18 protein-coding genes are annotated in these 19,356 nt (G+C 47.8%); 1 reads left to right on the forward strand and 17 read right to left on the reverse strand.

What is annotated here, in order from left to right:
- Positions 1-239 precede the first annotated feature (239 nt).
- From ABXS70_RS12505 to ABXS70_RS12540, 8 genes are all read right to left on the reverse strand, one after another.
- Positions 240-458 (reverse strand): hypothetical protein, encoded by a 219-nt coding sequence (locus ABXS70_RS12505; RefSeq protein ID WP_342555934.1) that lies wholly within the window; start codon positions 456-458, stop codon positions 240-242.
- Between the two features lie 98 nt (positions 459-556).
- Positions 557-1,747 (reverse strand): Ger(x)C family spore germination protein, encoded by a 1,191-nt coding sequence (locus ABXS70_RS12510; RefSeq protein ID WP_342555933.1) that lies wholly within the window; start codon positions 1,745-1,747, stop codon positions 557-559.
- 4 nt (positions 1,748-1,751) lie between these two features.
- Positions 1,752-2,867 carry an endospore germination permease gene (locus ABXS70_RS12515; RefSeq protein WP_366296120.1) on the reverse strand — a complete coding sequence of 372 codons (1,116 nt, stop codon included), beginning with the start codon at positions 2,865-2,867 and terminating at the stop codon, positions 1,752-1,754.
- A 43-nt stretch (positions 2,868-2,910) separates the two neighbouring features.
- Positions 2,911-4,524 (reverse strand): spore germination protein, encoded by a 1,614-nt coding sequence (locus tag ABXS70_RS12520; protein WP_342555931.1) that lies wholly within the window; start codon positions 4,522-4,524, stop codon positions 2,911-2,913.
- A 143-nt stretch (positions 4,525-4,667) separates the two neighbouring features.
- A complete protein-coding gene (locus ABXS70_RS12525; RefSeq protein WP_366296123.1) occupies positions 4,668-5,549 on the reverse strand; it encodes a carbohydrate ABC transporter permease in 882 nt (293 codons plus the stop codon).
- Positions 5,550-5,564: 15 nt separating this feature from the next.
- Positions 5,565-6,455, reverse strand: a complete 891-nt coding sequence (locus ABXS70_RS12530) for a sugar ABC transporter permease (RefSeq protein ID WP_342555929.1) — start codon at positions 6,453-6,455, stop codon at positions 5,565-5,567.
- Between the two features lie 270 nt (positions 6,456-6,725).
- Positions 6,726-8,009: an extracellular solute-binding protein gene (locus tag ABXS70_RS12535; RefSeq protein WP_366296125.1), complete on the reverse strand. Its 1,284-nt coding sequence runs from the start codon at positions 8,007-8,009 to the stop codon at positions 6,726-6,728.
- Positions 8,010-8,093: 84 nt separating this feature from the next.
- Positions 8,094-8,966, reverse strand: coding sequence for an AraC family transcriptional regulator (locus tag ABXS70_RS12540; RefSeq protein WP_342555927.1), 873 nt, complete (start codon positions 8,964-8,966; stop codon positions 8,094-8,096).
- A 197-nt stretch (positions 8,967-9,163) separates the two neighbouring features.
- Between ABXS70_RS12540 and ABXS70_RS12545 the strand changes: the two genes are divergently transcribed.
- Entirely contained in the window at positions 9,164-9,589 is a 426-nt protein-coding gene (locus tag ABXS70_RS12545) for a MaoC family dehydratase (RefSeq protein ID WP_366296127.1), read from the forward strand.
- Between the two features lie 110 nt (positions 9,590-9,699).
- On the opposite strand, the gene ABXS70_RS12550 is transcribed toward ABXS70_RS12545, so the two are convergent.
- From ABXS70_RS12550 to ABXS70_RS12590, 9 genes are all read right to left on the reverse strand, one after another.
- Positions 9,700-10,890 (reverse strand): PLP-dependent aminotransferase family protein, encoded by a 1,191-nt coding sequence (locus ABXS70_RS12550; protein ID WP_366296129.1) that lies wholly within the window; start codon positions 10,888-10,890, stop codon positions 9,700-9,702.
- A gap of 186 nt (positions 10,891-11,076) precedes the next feature.
- Positions 11,077-12,216 carry an NAD(P)/FAD-dependent oxidoreductase gene (locus ABXS70_RS12555; protein WP_342555924.1) on the reverse strand — a complete coding sequence of 380 codons (1,140 nt, stop codon included), beginning with the start codon at positions 12,214-12,216 and terminating at the stop codon, positions 11,077-11,079.
- Positions 12,213-12,941 (reverse strand): SAM-dependent methyltransferase, encoded by a 729-nt coding sequence (locus ABXS70_RS12560; protein WP_366296131.1) that lies wholly within the window; start codon positions 12,939-12,941, stop codon positions 12,213-12,215. Before ABXS70_RS12560 ends, ABXS70_RS12555 begins: the two co-directional genes overlap by 4 nt.
- Positions 12,928-14,085 carry a type III polyketide synthase gene (locus tag ABXS70_RS12565; RefSeq protein ID WP_366296133.1) on the reverse strand — a complete coding sequence of 386 codons (1,158 nt, stop codon included), beginning with the start codon at positions 14,083-14,085 and terminating at the stop codon, positions 12,928-12,930. Before ABXS70_RS12565 ends, ABXS70_RS12560 begins: the two co-directional genes overlap by 14 nt.
- 403 nt (positions 14,086-14,488) lie before the next feature.
- A complete protein-coding gene (locus ABXS70_RS12570; protein WP_342555921.1) occupies positions 14,489-15,388 on the reverse strand; it encodes an alpha/beta hydrolase in 900 nt (299 codons plus the stop codon).
- 75 nt (positions 15,389-15,463) lie between these two features.
- The gene (locus ABXS70_RS12575; protein ID WP_342555920.1) at positions 15,464-15,817 is read right to left on the reverse strand and encodes an MmcQ/YjbR family DNA-binding protein; all 354 of its coding nucleotides are present in this window, start codon (positions 15,815-15,817) and stop codon (positions 15,464-15,466) included.
- A gap of 229 nt (positions 15,818-16,046) precedes the next feature.
- Positions 16,047-17,549 (reverse strand): DEAD/DEAH box helicase, encoded by a 1,503-nt coding sequence (locus tag ABXS70_RS12580; protein WP_342555919.1) that lies wholly within the window; start codon positions 17,547-17,549, stop codon positions 16,047-16,049.
- A gap of 105 nt (positions 17,550-17,654) precedes the next feature.
- On the reverse strand, positions 17,655-18,284 hold the full coding sequence (locus tag ABXS70_RS12585; RefSeq protein WP_366296136.1) for a pentapeptide repeat-containing protein: 630 nt from the start codon (positions 18,282-18,284) through the stop codon (positions 17,655-17,657).
- 156 nt (positions 18,285-18,440) lie between these two features.
- The gene (locus tag ABXS70_RS12590; protein ID WP_366296138.1) at positions 18,441-19,226 is read right to left on the reverse strand and encodes a methyltransferase domain-containing protein; all 786 of its coding nucleotides are present in this window, start codon (positions 19,224-19,226) and stop codon (positions 18,441-18,443) included.
- Between the last annotated feature and the right edge of the window lie 130 nt (positions 19,227-19,356).

Below are 19,356 nucleotides of genomic sequence, written 5' to 3' on the forward strand. Positions count from 1 at the left end.
TATGTATTCGGCCAATAGACATGTAATGAACATGTGTAGATGAAAATCAAGCACGTGCCCTTAACCATATGGGGTACGTGCTTGTTTGGTCCTGCCAGGATTTATATCATCCTCTTCATCTGTCTATTGTCTAATGTAACGTTACGATATCTACTGTAACTCCTCGTATTTTCTTACGTTTTCTTCACGATTTGTATTTCTACTCCTTGGTCTTCTTTCCCCTGCTGCCCTGATTCTCGCTACTTCATGACTTTATCGACACTGCCAAACAGAAGCTTGATCAGCTCACTTGGTCCTGGCAAACTGGGATCAATCAGCAGTAAGATGCCGATGACTGCACTTGCTGCGGTAATTCCGGCCAAGATGATCCGAGTTTTCTTCTCTCTGTACTGCTTCCATTCTACATATATGATCGCTGCAGCAAGCATCAGAATCCCCAGCATAGACGCTATTTTCACGACTTATGACCTTCCTTCTATTCATCATTCCATCTCTGTTCTCCCCAGACTATAAAATGGAATTTGCATCCTGACCTTTCACTTTATCCGGTGATGGGTTACTTCCCCTGCTCATCCGGGATTCCTTGAGGTCCCGCCGACTTGCCTGTACGCACAACCTGCGCATGAACCTGAACGTCCACGTCCAGTTCCGAATACAGCTGCTCCCAATTTTTTTCTTGTGCCTTCCACTGTTTCGGATAGTATCTGCGAAACTCCACGCCAAACTTAAACAAGTCTGTACGCATCTCTTGTTGGGACAGGTGAAGTGCTGATTTTGCCATGTGCAGCAGCTGTGCTGCCCAGGCCTCCTCCAGCTTTTTCATCACAACCGGGTCGGTGAGATCTAGGTCTGTTGTATTTAACATGACCTCCCCCCGAGTCTGTACATCCACCTTCATTCTCCAATGTCCTCCCGAAATATTCGGCTTCAGATTCGTCTTCACCTCAAGCGGCTGAATGGAGAATGAACCTTTTTCCGGCTCCACATCGACAGGCATAATAATGTTATTCAGCTCGTTGGCGAGCATCAAAATACCCACAGTTAACGGTTCCTGCACACTACGAATGTAAGTATCGCCTTTATAGAGACTCAACCCTTTCACATAAGGTGTCGTGGTCAATTGGTCCTGACCTTCATCCGGCGGAAGTGTCAGCATGCGGGACAGAATCACCGACTGGTTTGGCCCTTCAATAGATTGCGCGAGTTCCAGGACGGTAGTCCGTGTTCCGAGCTTCATATTGGCCATCTCACGCAAAGACTCGGCAGAGCTTCTTTCCAATGGATCAAGCAGGTCAAGAATGTTTTTGGCAGGCTCAGGCGTGGAGAAAATGTAGGCATGTTCCCTGATCTGAGGATATCGGAGGAAAAAATCGATATATTCACGTATGCCTTTTTTTCCGGCATCTTCACTTATTACAATCACTTCACAGTGTCCCCAGAACATGTTCCGCGGAACTTTGCGCTGCAAACGATTAAGAGCCTCTGCGATGGTACGCCCTTCTGCTGATCGTGTCAGTGTTACTCCGCTCGGGCTGCCTCCACTGCCAGCGCTGTCGCCTCCTCCTGCCTTACGAGGAACAAATATTTGCGATGTCAGTTCGACTTGATCATTGTGGTAGTCCACTCCGGTAGCCAGCACGATGGCGAGATCATTAATCTCGATTCGATCCCAGCATCCACTGAGCAGTATGCAGCATAAGAAACTCAGGAGTAATGTTCTGCATCCTGAAGTCCTTTTTGTTTTCATGGAATCAGGCATCCGCACGTTTTTTCCGCACATAAGCCCACCCCTTCTTCGCCCACGCAATGCCATAGGTTAACCCTGGGAGAATGAGCAAAATGGTAATCGTATAAAAGTTAGCCGAAGGACTCACAAGGCTGGATAACCCCGACCCGCCCGAGGCTACCCAGAACGAAAAGACCATGCATAGAAAGGAAAGCGGACTAACCAGAGGTTTGTAGTCGTTCAAGCCGCACCATTCTGCTGTAGAAGTCACAAATATATAGAAAAACACTGAAATCTTCACAAAAATCCCGAAGATCCACACGGCAATGATAATGGCTTCAATATGCTGTAAAAAGTCCGCGATTGTTATATACCTTGCCGCAATCATGACCGGAAATACAAACGTGTCTGTCAAATCTCCGATTAAAAACAAACAAACGACGTTAATCACGGTCATGACAATCGTAGTCGTAAACAAGGAACCCAGCATCACACGTGCGGTACGCCTCTTCCGATTCACATAAGGCAGCAGAAATGCAATCACGATATATTCACTGAACCACGCCGCAGGAGCGAGTGCTCCTTTGACGGCAGGCATCGGGCCATCTTCCATAAAAGGAAACAGCTCGGGCGGATGCAGATCCCCAATAAGCAGCACAAAGACGAGACCCAGCATAACCATCACTAGTGTCACAAAAATCTGAGCGGTTCTTCCGACGACTTCAATGCCAAGTCTGACATTAATCGCACACACCAGCATCATCGTACCCATGATTATGAACATCGGTGTACGAGGCAGCGCGTTGTTCGCAATAAATTCTCCATATTCTCGAATAACCAGCCCGGTGAGATGAGGCATGAAAAAAATATAGACAAGTCCCAATATTTTGCCCGGTATACGGCCAGCAACGAGGACACTGGATTGGATGAGTGATTTCCCCGGGTACATACGCCCCAGTCCAAGTGATATACCAATCGTCGCAAGTCCAATCACCGATCCAATAATTGGAGATAACCACATGTCATGACCGGCATAATGCATCGTAATTCCAGGTACAGACAGGATCGCAGTGGCAATGACGGCCGGGAAGATCATGAACGCCAGCTGTGTCTCGGATATTCGTCCTTGGTCAGTTAACATGAATTGCGACTCCCCTTTCCCGGATCATGAATGCATTGACTTCTTAACGCGGCTTATTCCAAGGTGCTGGACGCCACCATAAATCTTTGAGACCTTTGGCATTGGTTGGTGCAGCTGGAGACAGATATGGCGCCCCGAAGGAGCGAAGACTGCTTAGATGAATGACGATCAGGATGACGCCAAGCATGACCCCGATCAACCCCAACGTTCCAGCCAGAATCATAATGGGAAAACGGAGCAGGCGCGTTGCAATGCTGGCGGAGTAACGCGGAATCATAAAAGACGCGATCCCTGTAATCGCAACGATAATAATCATCGGCGCAGAGACGATGCCGGCAGTCGTAGCAGCTTGTCCTATGATCAGCGCACCGACGATGCTGACAGCGGAACCCACCTGCTTGGGCAGGCGAACACCGGCTTCCCGAAGTGCTTCAAACGCAATCTCCATAATCAGTGCTTCGACGAGTGCAGGAAAAGGAATTTCCTCTCTTGCTCTGGCTATGCTCAGAAGCAGCACCGTAGGAATCATCTCCTGGTGATACGTTGTGATAGCGACATAGGCAGACGGCAGGAGCAGGGACAGCACATAGAACACGTATCGCAGCCAGCGCAGAAATACGCTCATAAACACATATTGATAATAATCCTCTGGAGACTGCAGCATTGAAACCAGCGTTACAGGTGCCACCAGCGTGAATGGTGTACCATCGACCAGTATGGCAAATCGTCCTTCCATCAGATTGGAAGCCACAACGTCTGGGCGTTCTGTCGCAATCATCTGTGGAAAAGGAGAGAAACGCTGATCAATGATATCCTCCTCAATGTATTGACTTTCCAGAATGTCACGAACTCTTAGCCGATCGAGCCGTTGTTCAACTTCTTTCAGCAGTGAAGCATCCGTGATACCTTCCATATAAGCAAGTACAATACTGGTATTCGAGCTTTCACCAACGGTGCGTGTACGAAACTTCAGCGCTGGTGTTTTGAGACGTTTGCGGACTAAAGAAAGATTAGTTGCGAGCGACTCGGTGAAGCCGTCTCTTGCGCCGCGCACAGTGGATTCTGCCAAAGGTTCTTCCGTTGAACGGTTGGCGGCTTTGTAGAGCGGATACGCTGTCGCAACATTAGATCCTTCTAGGAACAGAAGGGCTTCGCCTTCAAGTATGGCTTCTGCCGCCTGTTTGGACGTTTCCACCGTTTTCACAGAAGATAAGGGAACTTGAGCCGCTTCGATCCCAATCTCCTGAACAGGCGTTAATACCTGGCGTTCGAGCCGTTCTGTGTCACATAAACCAAGACAGTATATACAAAGAGCCGAAGTGAAGCCCGCTGTCTCAAAGGAATGAAACACTACATCAGAGCAGTCGGTAAATACGGCACGCAGCGTCGCTTCATCCGTGACCAGGCTGCCTGTCAACGGCAGATCTTGATGTTCTCCAGCTGAGTCCTGACCGGATTGCTTCGGGTCTTCTTTCTTTTTTGAATCCTGTTTTGTACTTTTTTTCACATCTTGATCTTTCTGATCTTGTTTTGTGTCTTGTTTTGTGTCCTGTTCAGTATCCTGTTTCGCAATTGACTCCGCTGCATGTTCTGTACTCTGCTTCGATTCCTGCTTCTCCGCTGCGCTTGAATCGGCGTTCTCATTGCTCTCTTTCACGGGCTTCGCCTCCCCTCTTCCGCGGTGTCCAAGTATTCTCAGTAAAAGATATCATTTGCTTCCTTCACCTGAAATATGCAGCAGAAACGACAAAAAGAGCCGCTTTGCGAGCGGCTCTGCTCAAGCGGCATATATGCGTCAAACTATCCTTTGACTGCCCCCAAAGCGACACTTCCGATGATCTGTTTGGAAAATACAGCGAACACAACAATAATCGGCAAAATCGAAATAGCGACTCCTAAATAAAGCAGTCCGTAGTCCATGCCGTAATAACCCTGAACTAGAGCGACCAGCACGGGAAGCGGATATTTATCCAGGGAGAAGAACAGCACGAGCGGTGTCAGGAAGTTATTCCATGATCCGATGAAAGTAAAGATCCCTAGTGCAGAGATGGCTGGCCCAAGAATCGGCAGTACAATCTGATTAAACGTCCTGAACTCATTTGCACCGTCCACGCGGGACGATTCAATAATCTCATCCGGGATACTGCTCTCCATAAATTGTTTGATAAAAAAGACGTTAAAGGCATTGGCCGCTGCAGGTAAAATAATTGCCGCATAACTGTCAAGCAGACCAAGTGTACTGAACAGCCGATAAACCCCGATCAATGCAAGCTGGCCCGGAACCATCATGGTCGCAAGCAGAAACAGAAAGAGTCCGGTGCGGCCTTTAAAATTAAACTTGGCAAAGCCATAGGCCGTTAAAGCCCCAATATAAAGTGAGAGCACTGTAGAGCTTCCGGCGATAAAGAAACTGTTGGCGAAACCTCGCCAGATATTGATTTTGGAAGCCATATTCACGTAATTGTCCACCAGAAACGTTCCTGGAAGAAACGTAAAGCTGGATGCAATCGACGCATTGTTATGTGTGGAATAGATCAGCATCAGGTAGAACGGAATGACACACAAGACAGCGAGGGCGATCAGAAACAGATAAATGAGGATTTTCCCCAATGTCAGCCGCTGGCGGAGCGCATGATGTTGGAGCACGGCATCTCGCTGAACGGTAGCCTTAGCAGTTTGCATACAATCTCTCCCTCCCTATGAACGGCTCTTCCGTTTGGTCATGATGAAGGATGCCACGGATAACAAAATAATGATGATGAACAGGCAGAACGCAATCGCTGCTCCGTAACCAAAACGTGTACTCTGGAACGCCACATTATACAGGTACATAATGCTGGTCATTGCCGCACGGTCCGGACCGCCATTACCATTGGTCAATGTAAACGGCTGGTCGAAAATCTGAATGCCGCCAATGATGGACGTAATGATCTGGAACAAAATAATAGGTTTAAGCATCGGTACGATAATGTGCAGGAAGATATGTTTTTTCTTGGCGCCATCAATCTGGGCGGCTTCCTGCAGTGCGGGATCAATTCCCTGCAGACCGGCCAGATATATAACCATCGAGTAACCAAAGTACTGAAAGAACAGGATAGATGAGACGATCAGCCTCATAAACCAAGGGTCGTTTTTCCAGTTGATTGGATCTTGAATCAAACCTACCTGCATGAGGAAATGGTTCAGTCCCCCCGACTGCCAATCAAATATCAGACTAACCAGCAAACCGAGCGAAGCTGCTGTGACGATATTCGGGAAAAAGTAAACCGCCCGGAATATATCCCGCCCTTTTAACAATTTGTCGTTCAGAATAAAAGCCAGCACAAGGGATACGGTCAGCTGGGGTACAACTGACACGCCCCAGATAAAGAGTGTATTAAACAGTGTTTTGTAGAACAGCGGGTCCTGCAGCACGGCGACGTAGTTACCGATCCCCACAAACTCCGGCGTCGTAATCCCGTCAAAATTCGTGAAGCTGATATACAGCGAGTACAGGATGGGATACAGTCCAAAGATGGCGAACACGATAAAAAAAGGAGCGATAAAGTAGTAGCCGTAATGGTCCTTGCGAATCGTTTTGGCAAACATGCGCTGTCCTCCATTCATCAATATGACCTAAAGTAAACCACGAGGGTTACACAAGCACTCCGATGACAGAACAACCTTTCAATCGCTGTTATCCCCGGATTTCTCTGATTCCCTTTTTAAAAGGGAGAATCCGGTGATAAAGGCGCAGCGTATGCTTTCGATGCAGCTTTCTTTCAGAAAACGTTTAGCTCCGCTTTTCCAGGTTTTTTCTGTCCTCTTCGTTTTTGGTGTAAACGCTTAGTTAACTTCGTAGATTGTTGAGCAATAAACTTACTCCTGCTCAACATCTAGTTCGGGGAATCTTAGGCGCACATCACGTTTGATGCGTTTCACTACATCCTCTTTTGTTTCGATATCACCGTTTAGATACAGCTGCAGCAGATTTCGGTAGATATCCGTGTTGATAATGCCGTCATATTTGGTGCGTTCGTACACGGGAACCTGCTTCGCGGCCTCCGAGAAAAATTCAAAATGCTTCTGTCCGCCTAGATAGGCCGAAGTGAGCGAATCTGCAAGCTGATCATTCACCACCATGTTGCTCGTAAAATAATCCTGATCTTTGGCCAGGCCCGTTAGAAACTCATGATTAAAGTTATAAAATTCAATGAACTTCCAGGCTGCATCTTTCCGGTCACTTTGGTTATACATCGCAATGTAAGTTCCCCCTGAACTGAAGGATGAAGGTCCGTGGGCCAAGCCCCATAATCCCTCGGTATCAGGTGCATTCGCTTTGAATGTAAACTGCAGTCCCCAAGTTGCAGCCGGGTAAAACATCACTTCACCTTTTTGCATCGATGCTGCATAACCCGCACTTCCGTCCTCGTATTCAGCCAGCACACGCCTATGCCTTGCCTCACGCACCAGATCAAGCACCTTCATATAAGTAGGATCAATGACCAGCTTCCCGTCCTTCACCCAGGGAATGCCATCGTACGAGTTGGCGATTCCATTCCAGTTCGCCAGAGCATGCACCTTGTTACCGCTTTGCTCCTGCACCTTCTCTCCTATTGCGAAAATTTTCTCCCATGTATCAATCTGGGCACTCACTTTCTCCGGATCGTCTGTGCCCAGATATTCCTTCGCCAGATCGCGGCGATAATAGATACCGCCCGGCGTACCTTGATAACCGATTGCCCTGACGTTCCCCTCGCTATCCTTCTCATTGGCCTGTACAAACGGATACTGCTCCTTAATTAACTCGTCGGCGTTATACGGCGGAGGTGACAGATTTTCCAGATAGGGCACATCAATCATTTCCCTGATATTTGCGTTCTCGATCATGAACACATCGGGTGCTTTCGAACGGGTCTGAAGTGCTGATTTGAGCTTGGTGAGGTAGAAGTTACCCGGAATATTAACGAAATTCACCTTGATATCCGGATACTTCTCTTCGAATTTCTCAATGGCGTAGCCTGCCTCATCCGTGAAACTCCAGACTGTAATTTCCTGCTGTTTGGACCCATTGGACGTTCCTGTCTGGCAACCTGTCAACAGCATGACTGAGCTTGCAAGCACCATCATTGGTACAGCACATCGCTTAAACCATTTCTTCATAAGTACCCTCCCCAAAAAGGAAACGCTTACAATTTATTTGAGTATATGAATTTGAGCGATCGCTTTCTCCACAAATATTGTCAATCATCCTTGATATTTTGCGATATTGGAACGATGACGTTTGCGAAATTCAGACGGCGTGCAGTTGTTATACTTCTTAAAAAGACGATTATAAGAGTTCACATTGTTGAATCCGTGACTGATGGCAATCTCCAGAATGGAGTCCTGACGAAACAGCAGCGCCCACTCGGACTTGATAATGCGAAAGTGATTCAGGTATTCCATCAGCGTGATGCCTTTGACCTCTTTAAAGAGCTTGCAGATATGGAATTTGCTGAATTTCATATGCTCTGCGACCTGCTCCAGCTTGATCGGCTCGGCATAGTGTTCTTCCAGATATTCGCAGACCGATTCAAGAAATTCGAACTTTTTGGAAGATACGCAGGGCCAGCAGGGTGACATTTTCTCGGATCGTGGTGGTGCGGTGCGCAGCAGCAGAACGATCAGATCATATAACCGGGATACCATCAACCAGCGGTAACCGGGTTTCTGATTTTTTTTCTCAGCAGCAATAGCCTCAATGTAAGGACCGGGATTGTAATCACTGCTGGACGGAATGATTGTTGTTTGATTAAAAAGTGCGCCCAGTTCCTGCATCTCTGCTTCATTCGTGAAGCTTCCGGTAAGCAATTCGAGCCGAAACAGCAGAATCGTCAAACGTTCGGTCCCCGGCATAAAATAATGAACATCCCCTGGCTTGATCAGAATGATATCCCCCTGATTCAGATCAAAAATCTGATCGTTGATACCAATCCGTGCCTGCTTTCCATTCACAACAACAAGTTCTACCTCGTCATGCCAATGTGCGGCATAATTGAATTGTGCACCTGTATAAATCAACCGAATGGGAAACCCGTCGGCCATGTGACCTGTTTCCAGAAAAGTAGGTACGCCCATATCATTCGCCTCCTCTTTTTTCCACACACATCTACCTCTTGTTTCTATATCTTATACCTGAATGGACTCACCCTTTTCTCATATTCTAACTAAAATTGGACCAAACATCCAAATAACCGACTCTCTTCAATTAGGGATATCTGAGGCGGACGTGTTAACATAAGCTGTGGACATTCAATGAATCGGAGTGGGATGATATGAAATTCAGCGATTTTGAAGTAGGACAGCGTTATGAAACGAAGTCAGTCATTTTAACGAAGGATGATATCATTCGTTTTGCCGAAATGTATGATCCGCAATATATGCATCTGGACGAGGAAAAAGCCAAGCAGGGGCGTTTCGGAAGCCTGATCGCATCAGGAATGCAGACATTGAACGTCTCATTCAAACTGTGGATCGATGTTGGCGTGTACGGGGACCATATCATCGCTGGAACAGGCATGAACCAGCTTCAATTTCTCAAACCTGTGTATCCGGAGGATGAGCTGCATGTGATAGCCGAGGTTATTGAACTACGGCCCAGACGAGTAGGCAACGGTACGGTAACCGTGCTGCTGAGCACCTACAATCAGAAGGGACAGAATGTATTTCGGGCAGAGCTGAGTGCACTGGTGGATAATTAAGCCTATAAGTAAAGAAGATAATTAAAGAAGTTTACATGAGGAAACAACGAAAAAGGCCGCCCGAGGGCGGCTTTCGCTAACTTAGATATGAACTATATGATAAAAGCCTTTTAGGAAAACGAAGTCCGTAACACTTGTCCGAGAACCTCTACACCTTTGACAATCTGCTCGTCGGACGGAGTCGAGAAATTCAGCCTAATCGCGTTACATGGGTCCTGCTCATTCACAAGGAACGCATTGCCTGGTACCACAGCTATACCCTGCGCAGCTGCCGTTTTGGCATAATCCATCATCGGTACATGAGCGGGAAGATCACACCACAGAAATAATCCGCCATCCGGCCGGGTATAGGTTACAGCATCGCCCAGATGTTCCTGCAGCTTGTCCATCATCAGTGTGGCCTTTCGGAGGTAAACCTCGCGAATATGGTTAATATGACCTGCATAATCATACTGTGTCATAAACCGATGGGCCAAAATCTGTGGAAGCATTGCCGTATGCACGTCTTCCCCCTGCTTCGCAACAACCATCTTCTCTACCACTTCATGCGGAGCCTGTACAAAGCCAACGCGCAGACCGGCTGACAAAATTTTGGAGAAAGAACCAACATAGATGACCAAGCCTTCCTCGTCCATGGATTTAATCGTTGGCACGTCCTCGCCATTAAATCGAAGCTCCCCGTACGGATTGTCCTCCAAAATCATAACATTATACTTCTTAGCAAGTGTATAGATCGCTTTGCGTTTCTCCAGACTGGTAGTTACACCTGTCGGATTTTGGAAACTAGGAATCACATAGATCATCTTTACATTCTGTTCCGTCTGCAGCGTATGTTCTAACTTATCAATGTCCATGCCATCCATCTCCATCGGCACACCAGCCAGCTTCGCACCGGAAGCACGGAATGAATTCAGGGAACCGATAAAGCTTGGACTCTCGCAAATAATCGTGTCTCCTTCGTTGCACAGCACTTTACATGCAAGCTCAATCCCCTGTTGTGCACCAGACACAATAAAGAGCTGGTCGGATGGCCTGCCTGTGTTGAAATTTTGCTCCAGATGCTGCTGAAGTGCTTCACGCAGCGGAACATAACCTTCCGTAATCCCGTACTGCAGCGCCGTAACCGGGTCCTGTTCCAGGATCGCTTGTGTGAATGTGCGAATAGCTTCAATCGGGAACGTTTCCGGCGCGGGATTACCCGCAGCGAACGGAATGACATTTTGACCTGAGGAAGCCTTCAGAATTTCGCGGATAATGGACGGCTGCAGTGATGCAATCCGGTTGGAAAAGGTATAATTCATCTCTAATACATCCTCTCGGCATCTGATCTCACATCTATCTTTAATCATACAGTAGACTCTATTATACGGACATTTCTTTATTTGCCAAAGAGTCCTGTGAAAATTTGCATTCCGAATGTTATAAACATTCTGTCATACCGGCCCTGAAATCACAAAAAAGCTGCCGTTGGCAGCCTTTTTCTTATCTTATTTCATCTCCGACAGTCTCGTAGCTTTCACCACATATGCCGCCAACCCGGGAAACATTCGAACCAGAGCCGGATAAAAGCGATTTGTTTTGGCAAAAGCGAGATTCTGAATCGTTCTGGCTCTTCGAAGCAGCTGCGCGAACTCGCGATTGGCTTCCAGCGTATACTCGCTCTGCCACGCGGCATAGTCAATCTCGTCTTTCAAGTAAGCACCGCTCCACCGGGCGCACAGGATTGAAGATCGAAGGGCAATAGACATTCCGTCTCCGCACAGAGGCGGGATCATCATCATCGCATCGCCAATATGCGGATAGTCCGACCAGGGTTCGGGGATATTGGACAGCTGCAGCGGAGCAGCAGATACCTGAGTTCCCTCAACAGGCTCACCTGATGCCAGAATGGCTGCAAGACCCGTATTTGTCGCAGCTGCCGCCTTCAAAATCTCCGGTACGGATTTCCCGCTTCCCTGTACCGAATCCAGTGTCAACAATGCCGCCACGTTAACCGTATCCTTTTCAATCGGAGAGATTCCGACGTAGCCGCCATGACAAAAGTACAATTCTACTCTCGCTGGTACGCTGATCCCCTTGTAATGAGATTTGACACCGACATAGATCGTCTCATCTCGAAGCCCTTCTGCACTGCTGGTTCCTCGCAGTTTTTTGGTGCCGTGGGCCGCAATGAGCACCTTGGCCTGATAACGCATCTCCTCATTTTCCCGCTTAATCTCGACATCATAACGATGGTTATCAAGCTGCTGGATGTTCGTTATATTCACCTTGGTCATGATTTCGGCACCGGCAGTCTGCGCCTGCCGATGGAGCAGTTGATCCAGTTCGTATCGACTTATACCGTACGCCGATCCAGGTAGAGGTGCTTCAATCTCCCCCCCGTCCGACATCGTAATTCTGGCATGATCCATGGTGCTTGGTTCCACCTCATGATCAAGCAGATGAATACCCAGATGCTCCAGCATCTCCCTTGTTTCGGGTGACATGAACTCCCCGCATGTTTTGTGCCGCGGAAACTGCTGACGATCCAGCAGCAGCGTTCGATAGCCCTGCCGAGCCAGCTCAATTGCACAGGCGCTTCCTGCAATTCCTGCTCCAATGATGATGACATCCATTGATATTGTCACCTTACTGCACCTCCCATCTGTGGAATTACCACAGAGTAGCGGAATAACGGTTTCCATTCATATGTCATGGTGTCATGATTGAGCTGCCGTTTGAGTTCCTGCCAATCTTGATCCGTAAATCCCTTGGCAACCGACAGCGGCCCATCATGACGAATATAGCGGTTGCGTGAAATTAATCTTGTTGTAATCCACACTGCCTTATAAGACACCGTATGACGATGAATATCATTAATTACGACGCCGTATCGGGAAACTCGAAGCATATGAGTAACCATATCCACAAGCTGCTCGCCTTCAAAATGGTGAATGAACTGTGAGCCCGTCACAATATCCGCAGACGCATCGGGCAGTGCAGTGAGATCCGCTCGCACCACCTGTACACGCGGCTCGTTCCGAAACAGCTGTCTGGCCTCTTCGCAAGCTTCTTCGGTCAGATCTACCAGTGTAATCTGCATCTCAATCCCCTGCTTCGCCGCCCACTGCAGCAGTTTCTGATTTACATCTCCAGATCCGGCGCCGACATCCAAAAGTGAAAGCACAGACGGTCTGCCGATGGAATGCCATAATTTCGCTACACCTGATACGGTAGGACCCGGCGCAGCAAATATTTTGTTCAGCCGCCGCAGATGCCGCAGCGCTTCACGCAATTCCTCCCCGCCCATCGAGAAGTCATCCATCAGCTCATCTTCCTTCGCTCGGCTGCCCAGCGTTCTAAAGAAGGACATGATCCTGATCCTCCGTTACTGGTGTTAAAGCCGGAACATACGTGAATTTCATAAGTTCGGCAGTAAGTCCGGGACCAAAGGCCATCGCTACACCTGATGCGGATGATTCTTCACGTTTTTTCATATCCTGCCGTATCGCCTGAAGCACGAACAGAATGGTATTGGAAGACAAATTACCGTAATCTCTCAAAATATCCCGGCTGTACTTGGTCTGTTCCTGTTTCAGATTCATCACTTCCTGAACAGAGTCTACAATTCCTCTGCCGCCCGGGTGTATCGCCCACAGTTCGGGGAACGGATCACCCTGCAGCAGAAGTCGTAATTCTTCCTCCAAATGTACACCAAGCAGCTTCGGAATTCGGGGAGACAGATACAGATCATAACCGTAATCGGCTACTTCCCAAGTCATATCCTCCGTCGAATCCGGCAGGAGCACGGAATATCCGGTTCCCAGACTCAAGTAGTCTCTATGCTTCGCTTCAGGGGTACCTACTATGGATGCGGATGCCGCATCCCCAAAGAAAGATGCGGCAAACAACGCCTCCCGATCCTGAACCGGCTGGAAATGGAGTGTACATAATTCAACGCAGACGATTAAGACCTGAGATCCCGGAGCACCCTGAACGACATCCCGCGCCATATGGATTGCTTTCAGTCCTGCTGCACAGCCTTGAAAAATCAGCGGCAGTCGGTTCACTCGTGCAGGTAATCCTAAATGACGAATCAGCTGCACATCCAGTCCCGGCAAGTATTGTCCGGTACAGCTGACGGTAATCATATGTGTGATCCCTTCCGGCGATATTCCCGCATCCTGTATCGCCTGCTCCGCAGCCTTGACCGCCAGCGGAAATGCTTCCCGCTGATATGTATCCATCCGTTCACGGGTTGTCGGAATATTCGTATGTTCAGCGGAGGGCAGATAACGGCATTCCTCCAGTGTACCAAGGTAACTCGGCTCTACCGTGTAACGTGTCTCTACGCCGCAGGATCTGAAAATACGCTTGGCAAAGCGGGCCAAGTCCGGGCGGTCCTGCAGTGAAGCAGCTATAAGCTCTGCGATATCAGGCTGATTGACTGCATGTGCAGGCAGCGCTGTTCCCATGCCAAGAATGGCGATATCACTCGAAAGGTTGTTTGAATTCATATGAACCTCCTGATTTTTGGTTAGGATTTCCTCTAATTAACACCTCTTACCCTTTATGAAAAGGTTGTAATCCTCAAAATGATATTGGTCCATATAAAAAATTCACGTCCTGTTTCTTGATAACGAGCTCTCTCACTGGATTGTATATTTTATTATATTTTATTAAGACGGCTGCGTACTCAGAAGCCCCGTTTGAGGAACTTTTTATAACTTCATAGAAAAAAACACCTTAGGAGATGAATCATTCCGCTGCATGCTGGCGGCTTTCATCCTCCGAAGGTGTTTCATTATATCTTCTATATTTCTGCTGATTGAGCGTACTAAAAATCGATGCTGACCTGATTAATGCTAACTCGATGATGTGAAAACGGTCTGCTAGCGGCTTTCACATGATCGTTCCATGTCAGATACCTGCACGACTAAAAGCGTCCTTCAGCTTGTCGCTCATCAGATACCATGCGTCCTCAGCGATCTGAATATCGCCCTGATGTGTAAAACCGTGTGCTGCACCTTCGTACTCTTTGTGGGTTACCTTCACCCCGCTCGCCTCCAGCTTCGCAGCATATGTACGTGCTTCTTGAGCAAGCGAATCCCTGCCTGCAGTTATAATCAAGGCTTCTGGCAGTCCCGAGAAAGTCTCAGCAAGGATTGGCGAAGCTAGCGGATTCCGGGCATCCTCCGGTTGGTTCAGATACATCGCGTTAAATGTTCTGGCAACCTCTGCTGGAATCGCTTCTGGAAAATCAGGTTTCTCCGCCGGGTCTGAAGCCAGATCGAGCACGGCGTAATCAATAATTTGAAGCCGGATTGGAAGCTGATCTCCACGATCCCGGTTAAGCAAACATACCGCTGCAGCCAGATTTCCTCCCGCACTGTGGCCCCCAACTGCAAACAGATCAGCATTTGCGGAGAACTGACCTGCATGGGTGTGAACCCATTTCACCACGTCATAACACTCATGGACTGCCGTCGGGAATTTGTGCTCAGGAGCCAGCTTATAATCAATATTCACAACCAGACATCCTGCGCGATCTGCAATCAAACGGCACCACGAGTCGTCCCCGTCAGCTTGTCCCAGTACGAATCCGCCCCCATGCATGTTAAAAAAAACAGGCAGCGCTGAAGCTTGTTCCTGCTTCCGGTTAGGCTGGTAAATCAGTATCCGCGTCTCTCCAGCGGAGGTAGTGATGTACTGCTCGTTAACGGTCACATCATATGTACTGCTTGGTTGAAGGGATTGATTTCCCCCTGAACTGTGCTGTCGCATTTGTTGAACCATGGCGATCTGCTGCTGTTGGTCCATTCCGAATCACTCCTTTGTCGTTGTTCCACATGGTAGAAAGCAGCGCTGCTCCATATGCTGCAGGTCTTCCTTATCTTATTCGCTCAGCGTCTCCTGAATCCTCTTCGGCAGCTTCTGTACGACAAGGTTGTAGGAATGGTCAATCATCGCATAGATATCCTCGCTTGACAGCGTATCGTCAAGCATCACGGTATTCCAGTGCTTTTTGTTCATATGGTAACCCGGCTTAACCGCCTCATGCTGCTCTCTCAGATTTTCGGCTATCACGGGATCACACTTCAGATTCAAGCGGCTGTTCTCTCCATTTCCTTCAAACAGAAGAGCAAACATCTTGTCTGCTACCTTGATGACCGTCGTTTCTGGTCCGAACGGATATTCTTTAACGGCACCTTTTTTGGCAAGGCAGTAGTTCATCATCGTTTCTACCAACTTCTCTCCCCCTTTCAGCCTTTCTCCTCTGTATCCTATATTATCGAATGTATGTTTGTATGTAAATGCAGTTCATTACATAGCAAAAAAACCTTCCCCAAAGATTGGGGAAGGCAGGTTTTTGAAGTACCCATCTGCTTCGCTGTATTCATATTACAGCTCTATTGGTCTCTGTAGTTATTGTGATTTTATTAAAATGTATTGAAAATGTTGTCGTCTGACTCCTCTGTTAATTGGCTTGATCACGCTGCGATTTTGCACGGCGCTGCTGGCCCTGATACGAAGAGCGATTGCTGGTTTGGCTGTGATCCGATGTACGCGCTGTACCAGATAAAGGTCGATTTTTGGCATGAGACTGCTCACTTCGTGCCCGGCTTGAACCATTCGTATGGCGATCTCCAGATTTACCAGCAGATGCCGGTTTGTCCCGCTTAGTGAACCACTCCGACTTTGGCTTGCGCGCCGGGTTTTTCTTGGATTTGCCCGGTTTGTCCGCAGCAGGACGATTAAATCCTGAATTTCCGCCGGATGCCGACTTCGAACTCATCTGCGCATACACGGGAGTATTGGTCATCGGGTAAGGATGATCCTTCACTTCAGGAATCGATTTCTTGATAACTTTCTCGATATCTTTCAAGAATGGAAGCTCGTCCTTTTCACAGAACGAAATCGCCATCCCGCTTTTCCCGGCCCGCCCCGTGCGGCCAATACGGTGAACATACGTCTCCGGAATGTTAGGCAGATTGAAGTTAATGACGTGTGTCAGTTCCTCAACATCAATGCCTCTCGCCGCTATATCGGTTGCTACCAGTACACGAGTCACACCACTTTTAAAATTGTTCAGTGCCCGCTGGCGTTCATTTTGCGATTTGTTACCATGGATGGCCTGTGCCGTTACGTTTATTTTCGCCAAATCCCGCGTAACCCGATCAGCTCCACGTTTCGTACGTGTGAACACCAGTGCAGTAGCAATTGAGGTATCCTGCAAAATGTGATTCAGCATGCTCTGTTTCTTGCCCTTCTCCAGCAAATATACCGATTGTTTGATGCGATCCACGGTTGAAGATACTGGCGTAATCTCTACTTTGACAGGGTTCACCAGCAGCGTCTGCACCATCTTGACAATTTCCGGCGGCATCGTTGCCGAGAAAAACAAGGTCTGCTTTTTGTTGGGCATCTTGGCAATAATCCGTTTCACATCGTGGATAAAGCCCATATCCAGCATACGGTCGGCTTCATCGAGCACAAGAATCTCCACATTGCTCAGATTAATCTGCTTCTGATTCACAAGGTCCATCAAGCGTCCAGGCGTAGCAATGACAATATCCGCCCCCTGCTGCAGTGCACGCTCCTGTACTCTCTGAGATACGCCGCCCACAATGGCTGTGGAACGAATATCGGTGTACTTGCTGTACATTTTTATGTTATCTGATATTTGAATGGCAAGCTCTCGGGTCGGGGACAAGATAAGCGAGCGAATCGTACGAACGGATTTGGCCTTTTTATCGAGTGGTGTCCCTTGTTTGCGCTGGCTGCCTTCGCTCAATAACTGAATGATCGGTACTGAAAATGCCGCTGTCTTGCCTGTTCCGGTCTGCGCGCAACCAAGTAAATCCCGGCCCGCAAGCACAGCCGGTATGGACTGCTCCTGAATCGGAGTTGGTTTACTGTAATTTGCTTTTTTCAATCCTTCCAGAATCGGAGGGATGATGTTTAATTCCTGAAATGTCATGTTATCTCCTTCATTTACGCTCATCTATACATAAAACGAATATTTATGTCACACGTAACAGTTAAGGATAACATTAAATAAAGGTTCTGTATACGTCTCTGAAATTCATTTGATTATAAGACCCATTAATCCGACAAAAGATGCTGCTTGGTGGGGTGCAATGGCACAACCGGCCAGATCTTCAAGCGTAAGAAGAAGCGCATCGAAATCACAGTCACTCAAGTCCATGCCCTTCATCGCTGTTCCGGTAAAAATTACCTGATCCATCTTGCACAAGCTCAGTGCGATTTTCTGCAATTTCAGATAGGCGAAATCCGCACCAGCCAAGCTGCACTCGGCATATTCCACCTGCTTGAGATGGGCAAACCTAAAGCTGCTGTAGTCACATATGCTCTGCAAAACGCTGACATTCTGCCATCGACTGCCGGAGAAGTCCGTACCCACGAGTTTGCAATTTAACCACTGGGTGCGATGCATAAACGAATCCTGCAAATTTACATTGGAAAAGTCACAGTGTTCAAACCGAACGTCCGTAAATTCACAATGTTCAAGTGTCGACTCCAGTATAGTCACATGCCGGAATAAGACGTTTTCAAACGATACTTTGCTCACTTCCTGCAGATCCAGTGTAATATTCTCAATCAACCTGTCCTTGTATTCTGTTTTTGATTCCAAGGCATAGACCGGTTCAGCTTCAAGCAGCTGCTGCTGCAGCTTGGGCTTCTCTATTTTCATGATCTTCTCCTTCGTGCTTGTTTCTAACTTGTTTATGAGTTATTTCAGATTCAAATCGGGACCTTTATCGTCCTTATCTGATTGAGGCGTGTGCAGTCATGCGGCAGCGTCGATCTTTTTTATCATTTGTTATCTATCCTATGAACCCTCTGTAGATTAAACCTTAATCGCAACTGCTCGTAGTCTGGAAATGTCCAAATTCCACTGCCCTCCATGGAAAAGCTGCGGCGCTGCTTTATTTTCGACAACCTCCATGATCGACTCCTGCTCATTTGCTTCAATATCTCGGAGAAGATACGGAGCAAAGCCGCGGAGCCATTGACGGACCTCTTGTTTCAACGGCCTAAGCGAGTCGGTATGCTGTATAAATAACACTCGGAATCCATGCTGCTCCAGCAAACTGGAGAATTCACCCACACTGGGATGATACCACGGGCTCCGACCTTCCCATGTGTATCCCCGAGTAAGCAGCTCATCCCGAAGCGCATGAAGAATGATGGATGTATTACCGTTACCGGCAAATTCGGTGACTAAACGTCCTCCTTGTCTTAATGCCAATTGTATCGTTTTCATGACAGCTGGGGCATCCGCCATCCAATGCAGTGAAGCATGAGAAAAAACAGCATCATAACGCTGCTGCGGGCGATAATGAGCGGCATCTGCTGTCTGAAAATCCAGCTCCGGATATTTTTCTACAGCTTGCGCGATGCTTTCTTTTGAAATATCAATTCCGGTGGTCATCGCTCCGGCTGCTGCAATGTTAGCCGTTAGTACGCCATTCCCACATCCCAAATCCAGAATACGTTCTCCTGGAGATGGCTGCAGCAGGGATAAGAGCGGTATGGATGGTGAGGGGAGCATCGCTTGTATGGAATAAATAGATTGTGCGGATTGGATCGTTTGTGAAGTTTTCTTCGGGAAGGGTTGTTCTTCCGTGCTCATAACATCTCTCCTTTATATTAGAGACATAAAGTGTCTATAATAACTTAAATTACTTTGAGCATGATGTCAATCCATGATCCAACAGCCCATTCCGACAACCGCTATTAAGGGACATTTGCTGCTTACTTTT

This window comes from Paenibacillus sp. AN1007 (assembly GCF_040702995.1).
In the GTDB taxonomy this organism is placed as follows: Bacteria; Bacillota; Bacilli; order Paenibacillales; family Paenibacillaceae; genus Paenibacillus.

Bases quoted from the DNA above. Each gene is read 5' to 3' on its own strand.
- ABXS70_RS12510 (WP_342555933.1), bottom strand. From the start codon at position 1,747: ATGAAAACAAAAAGGACTTCAGGATGCAGAACATTACTCCTGAGTTTC.
- ABXS70_RS12515 (WP_366296120.1), bottom strand. From the start codon at position 2,867: ATGTTAACTGACCAAGGACGAATATCCGAGACACAGCTGGCGTTCATG.
- ABXS70_RS12525 (WP_366296123.1), bottom strand. From the start codon at position 5,549: ATGCAAACTGCTAAGGCTACCGTTCAGCGAGATGCCGTGCTCCAACAT.
- ABXS70_RS12530 (WP_342555929.1), bottom strand. From the start codon at position 6,455: ATGTTTGCCAAAACGATTCGCAAGGACCATTACGGCTACTACTTTATC.
- ABXS70_RS12535 (WP_366296125.1), bottom strand. From the start codon at position 8,009: ATGAAGAAATGGTTTAAGCGATGTGCTGTACCAATGATGGTGCTTGCA.
- ABXS70_RS12540 (WP_342555927.1), bottom strand. From the start codon at position 8,966: ATGGGCGTACCTACTTTTCTGGAAACAGGTCACATGGCCGACGGGTTT.
- ABXS70_RS12545 (WP_366296127.1), top strand. From the start codon at position 9,164: ATGAAATTCAGCGATTTTGAAGTAGGACAGCGTTATGAAACGAAGTCA.
- ABXS70_RS12550 (WP_366296129.1), bottom strand. From the start codon at position 10,890: ATGAATTATACCTTTTCCAACCGGATTGCATCACTGCAGCCGTCCATT.
- ABXS70_RS12560 (WP_366296131.1), bottom strand. From the start codon at position 12,941: ATGTCCTTCTTTAGAACGCTGGGCAGCCGAGCGAAGGAAGATGAGCTG.
- ABXS70_RS12565 (WP_366296133.1), bottom strand. From the start codon at position 14,085: ATGAATTCAAACAACCTTTCGAGTGATATCGCCATTCTTGGCATGGGA.
- ABXS70_RS12570 (WP_342555921.1), bottom strand. From the start codon at position 15,388: ATGGACCAACAGCAGCAGATCGCCATGGTTCAACAAATGCGACAGCAC.
- ABXS70_RS12580 (WP_342555919.1), bottom strand. From the start codon at position 17,549: ATGACATTTCAGGAATTAAACATCATCCCTCCGATTCTGGAAGGATTG.
- ABXS70_RS12585 (WP_366296136.1), bottom strand. From the start codon at position 18,284: ATGAAAATAGAGAAGCCCAAGCTGCAGCAGCAGCTGCTTGAAGCTGAA.
- ABXS70_RS12590 (WP_366296138.1), bottom strand. From the start codon at position 19,226: ATGAGCACGGAAGAACAACCCTTCCCGAAGAAAACTTCACAAACGATC.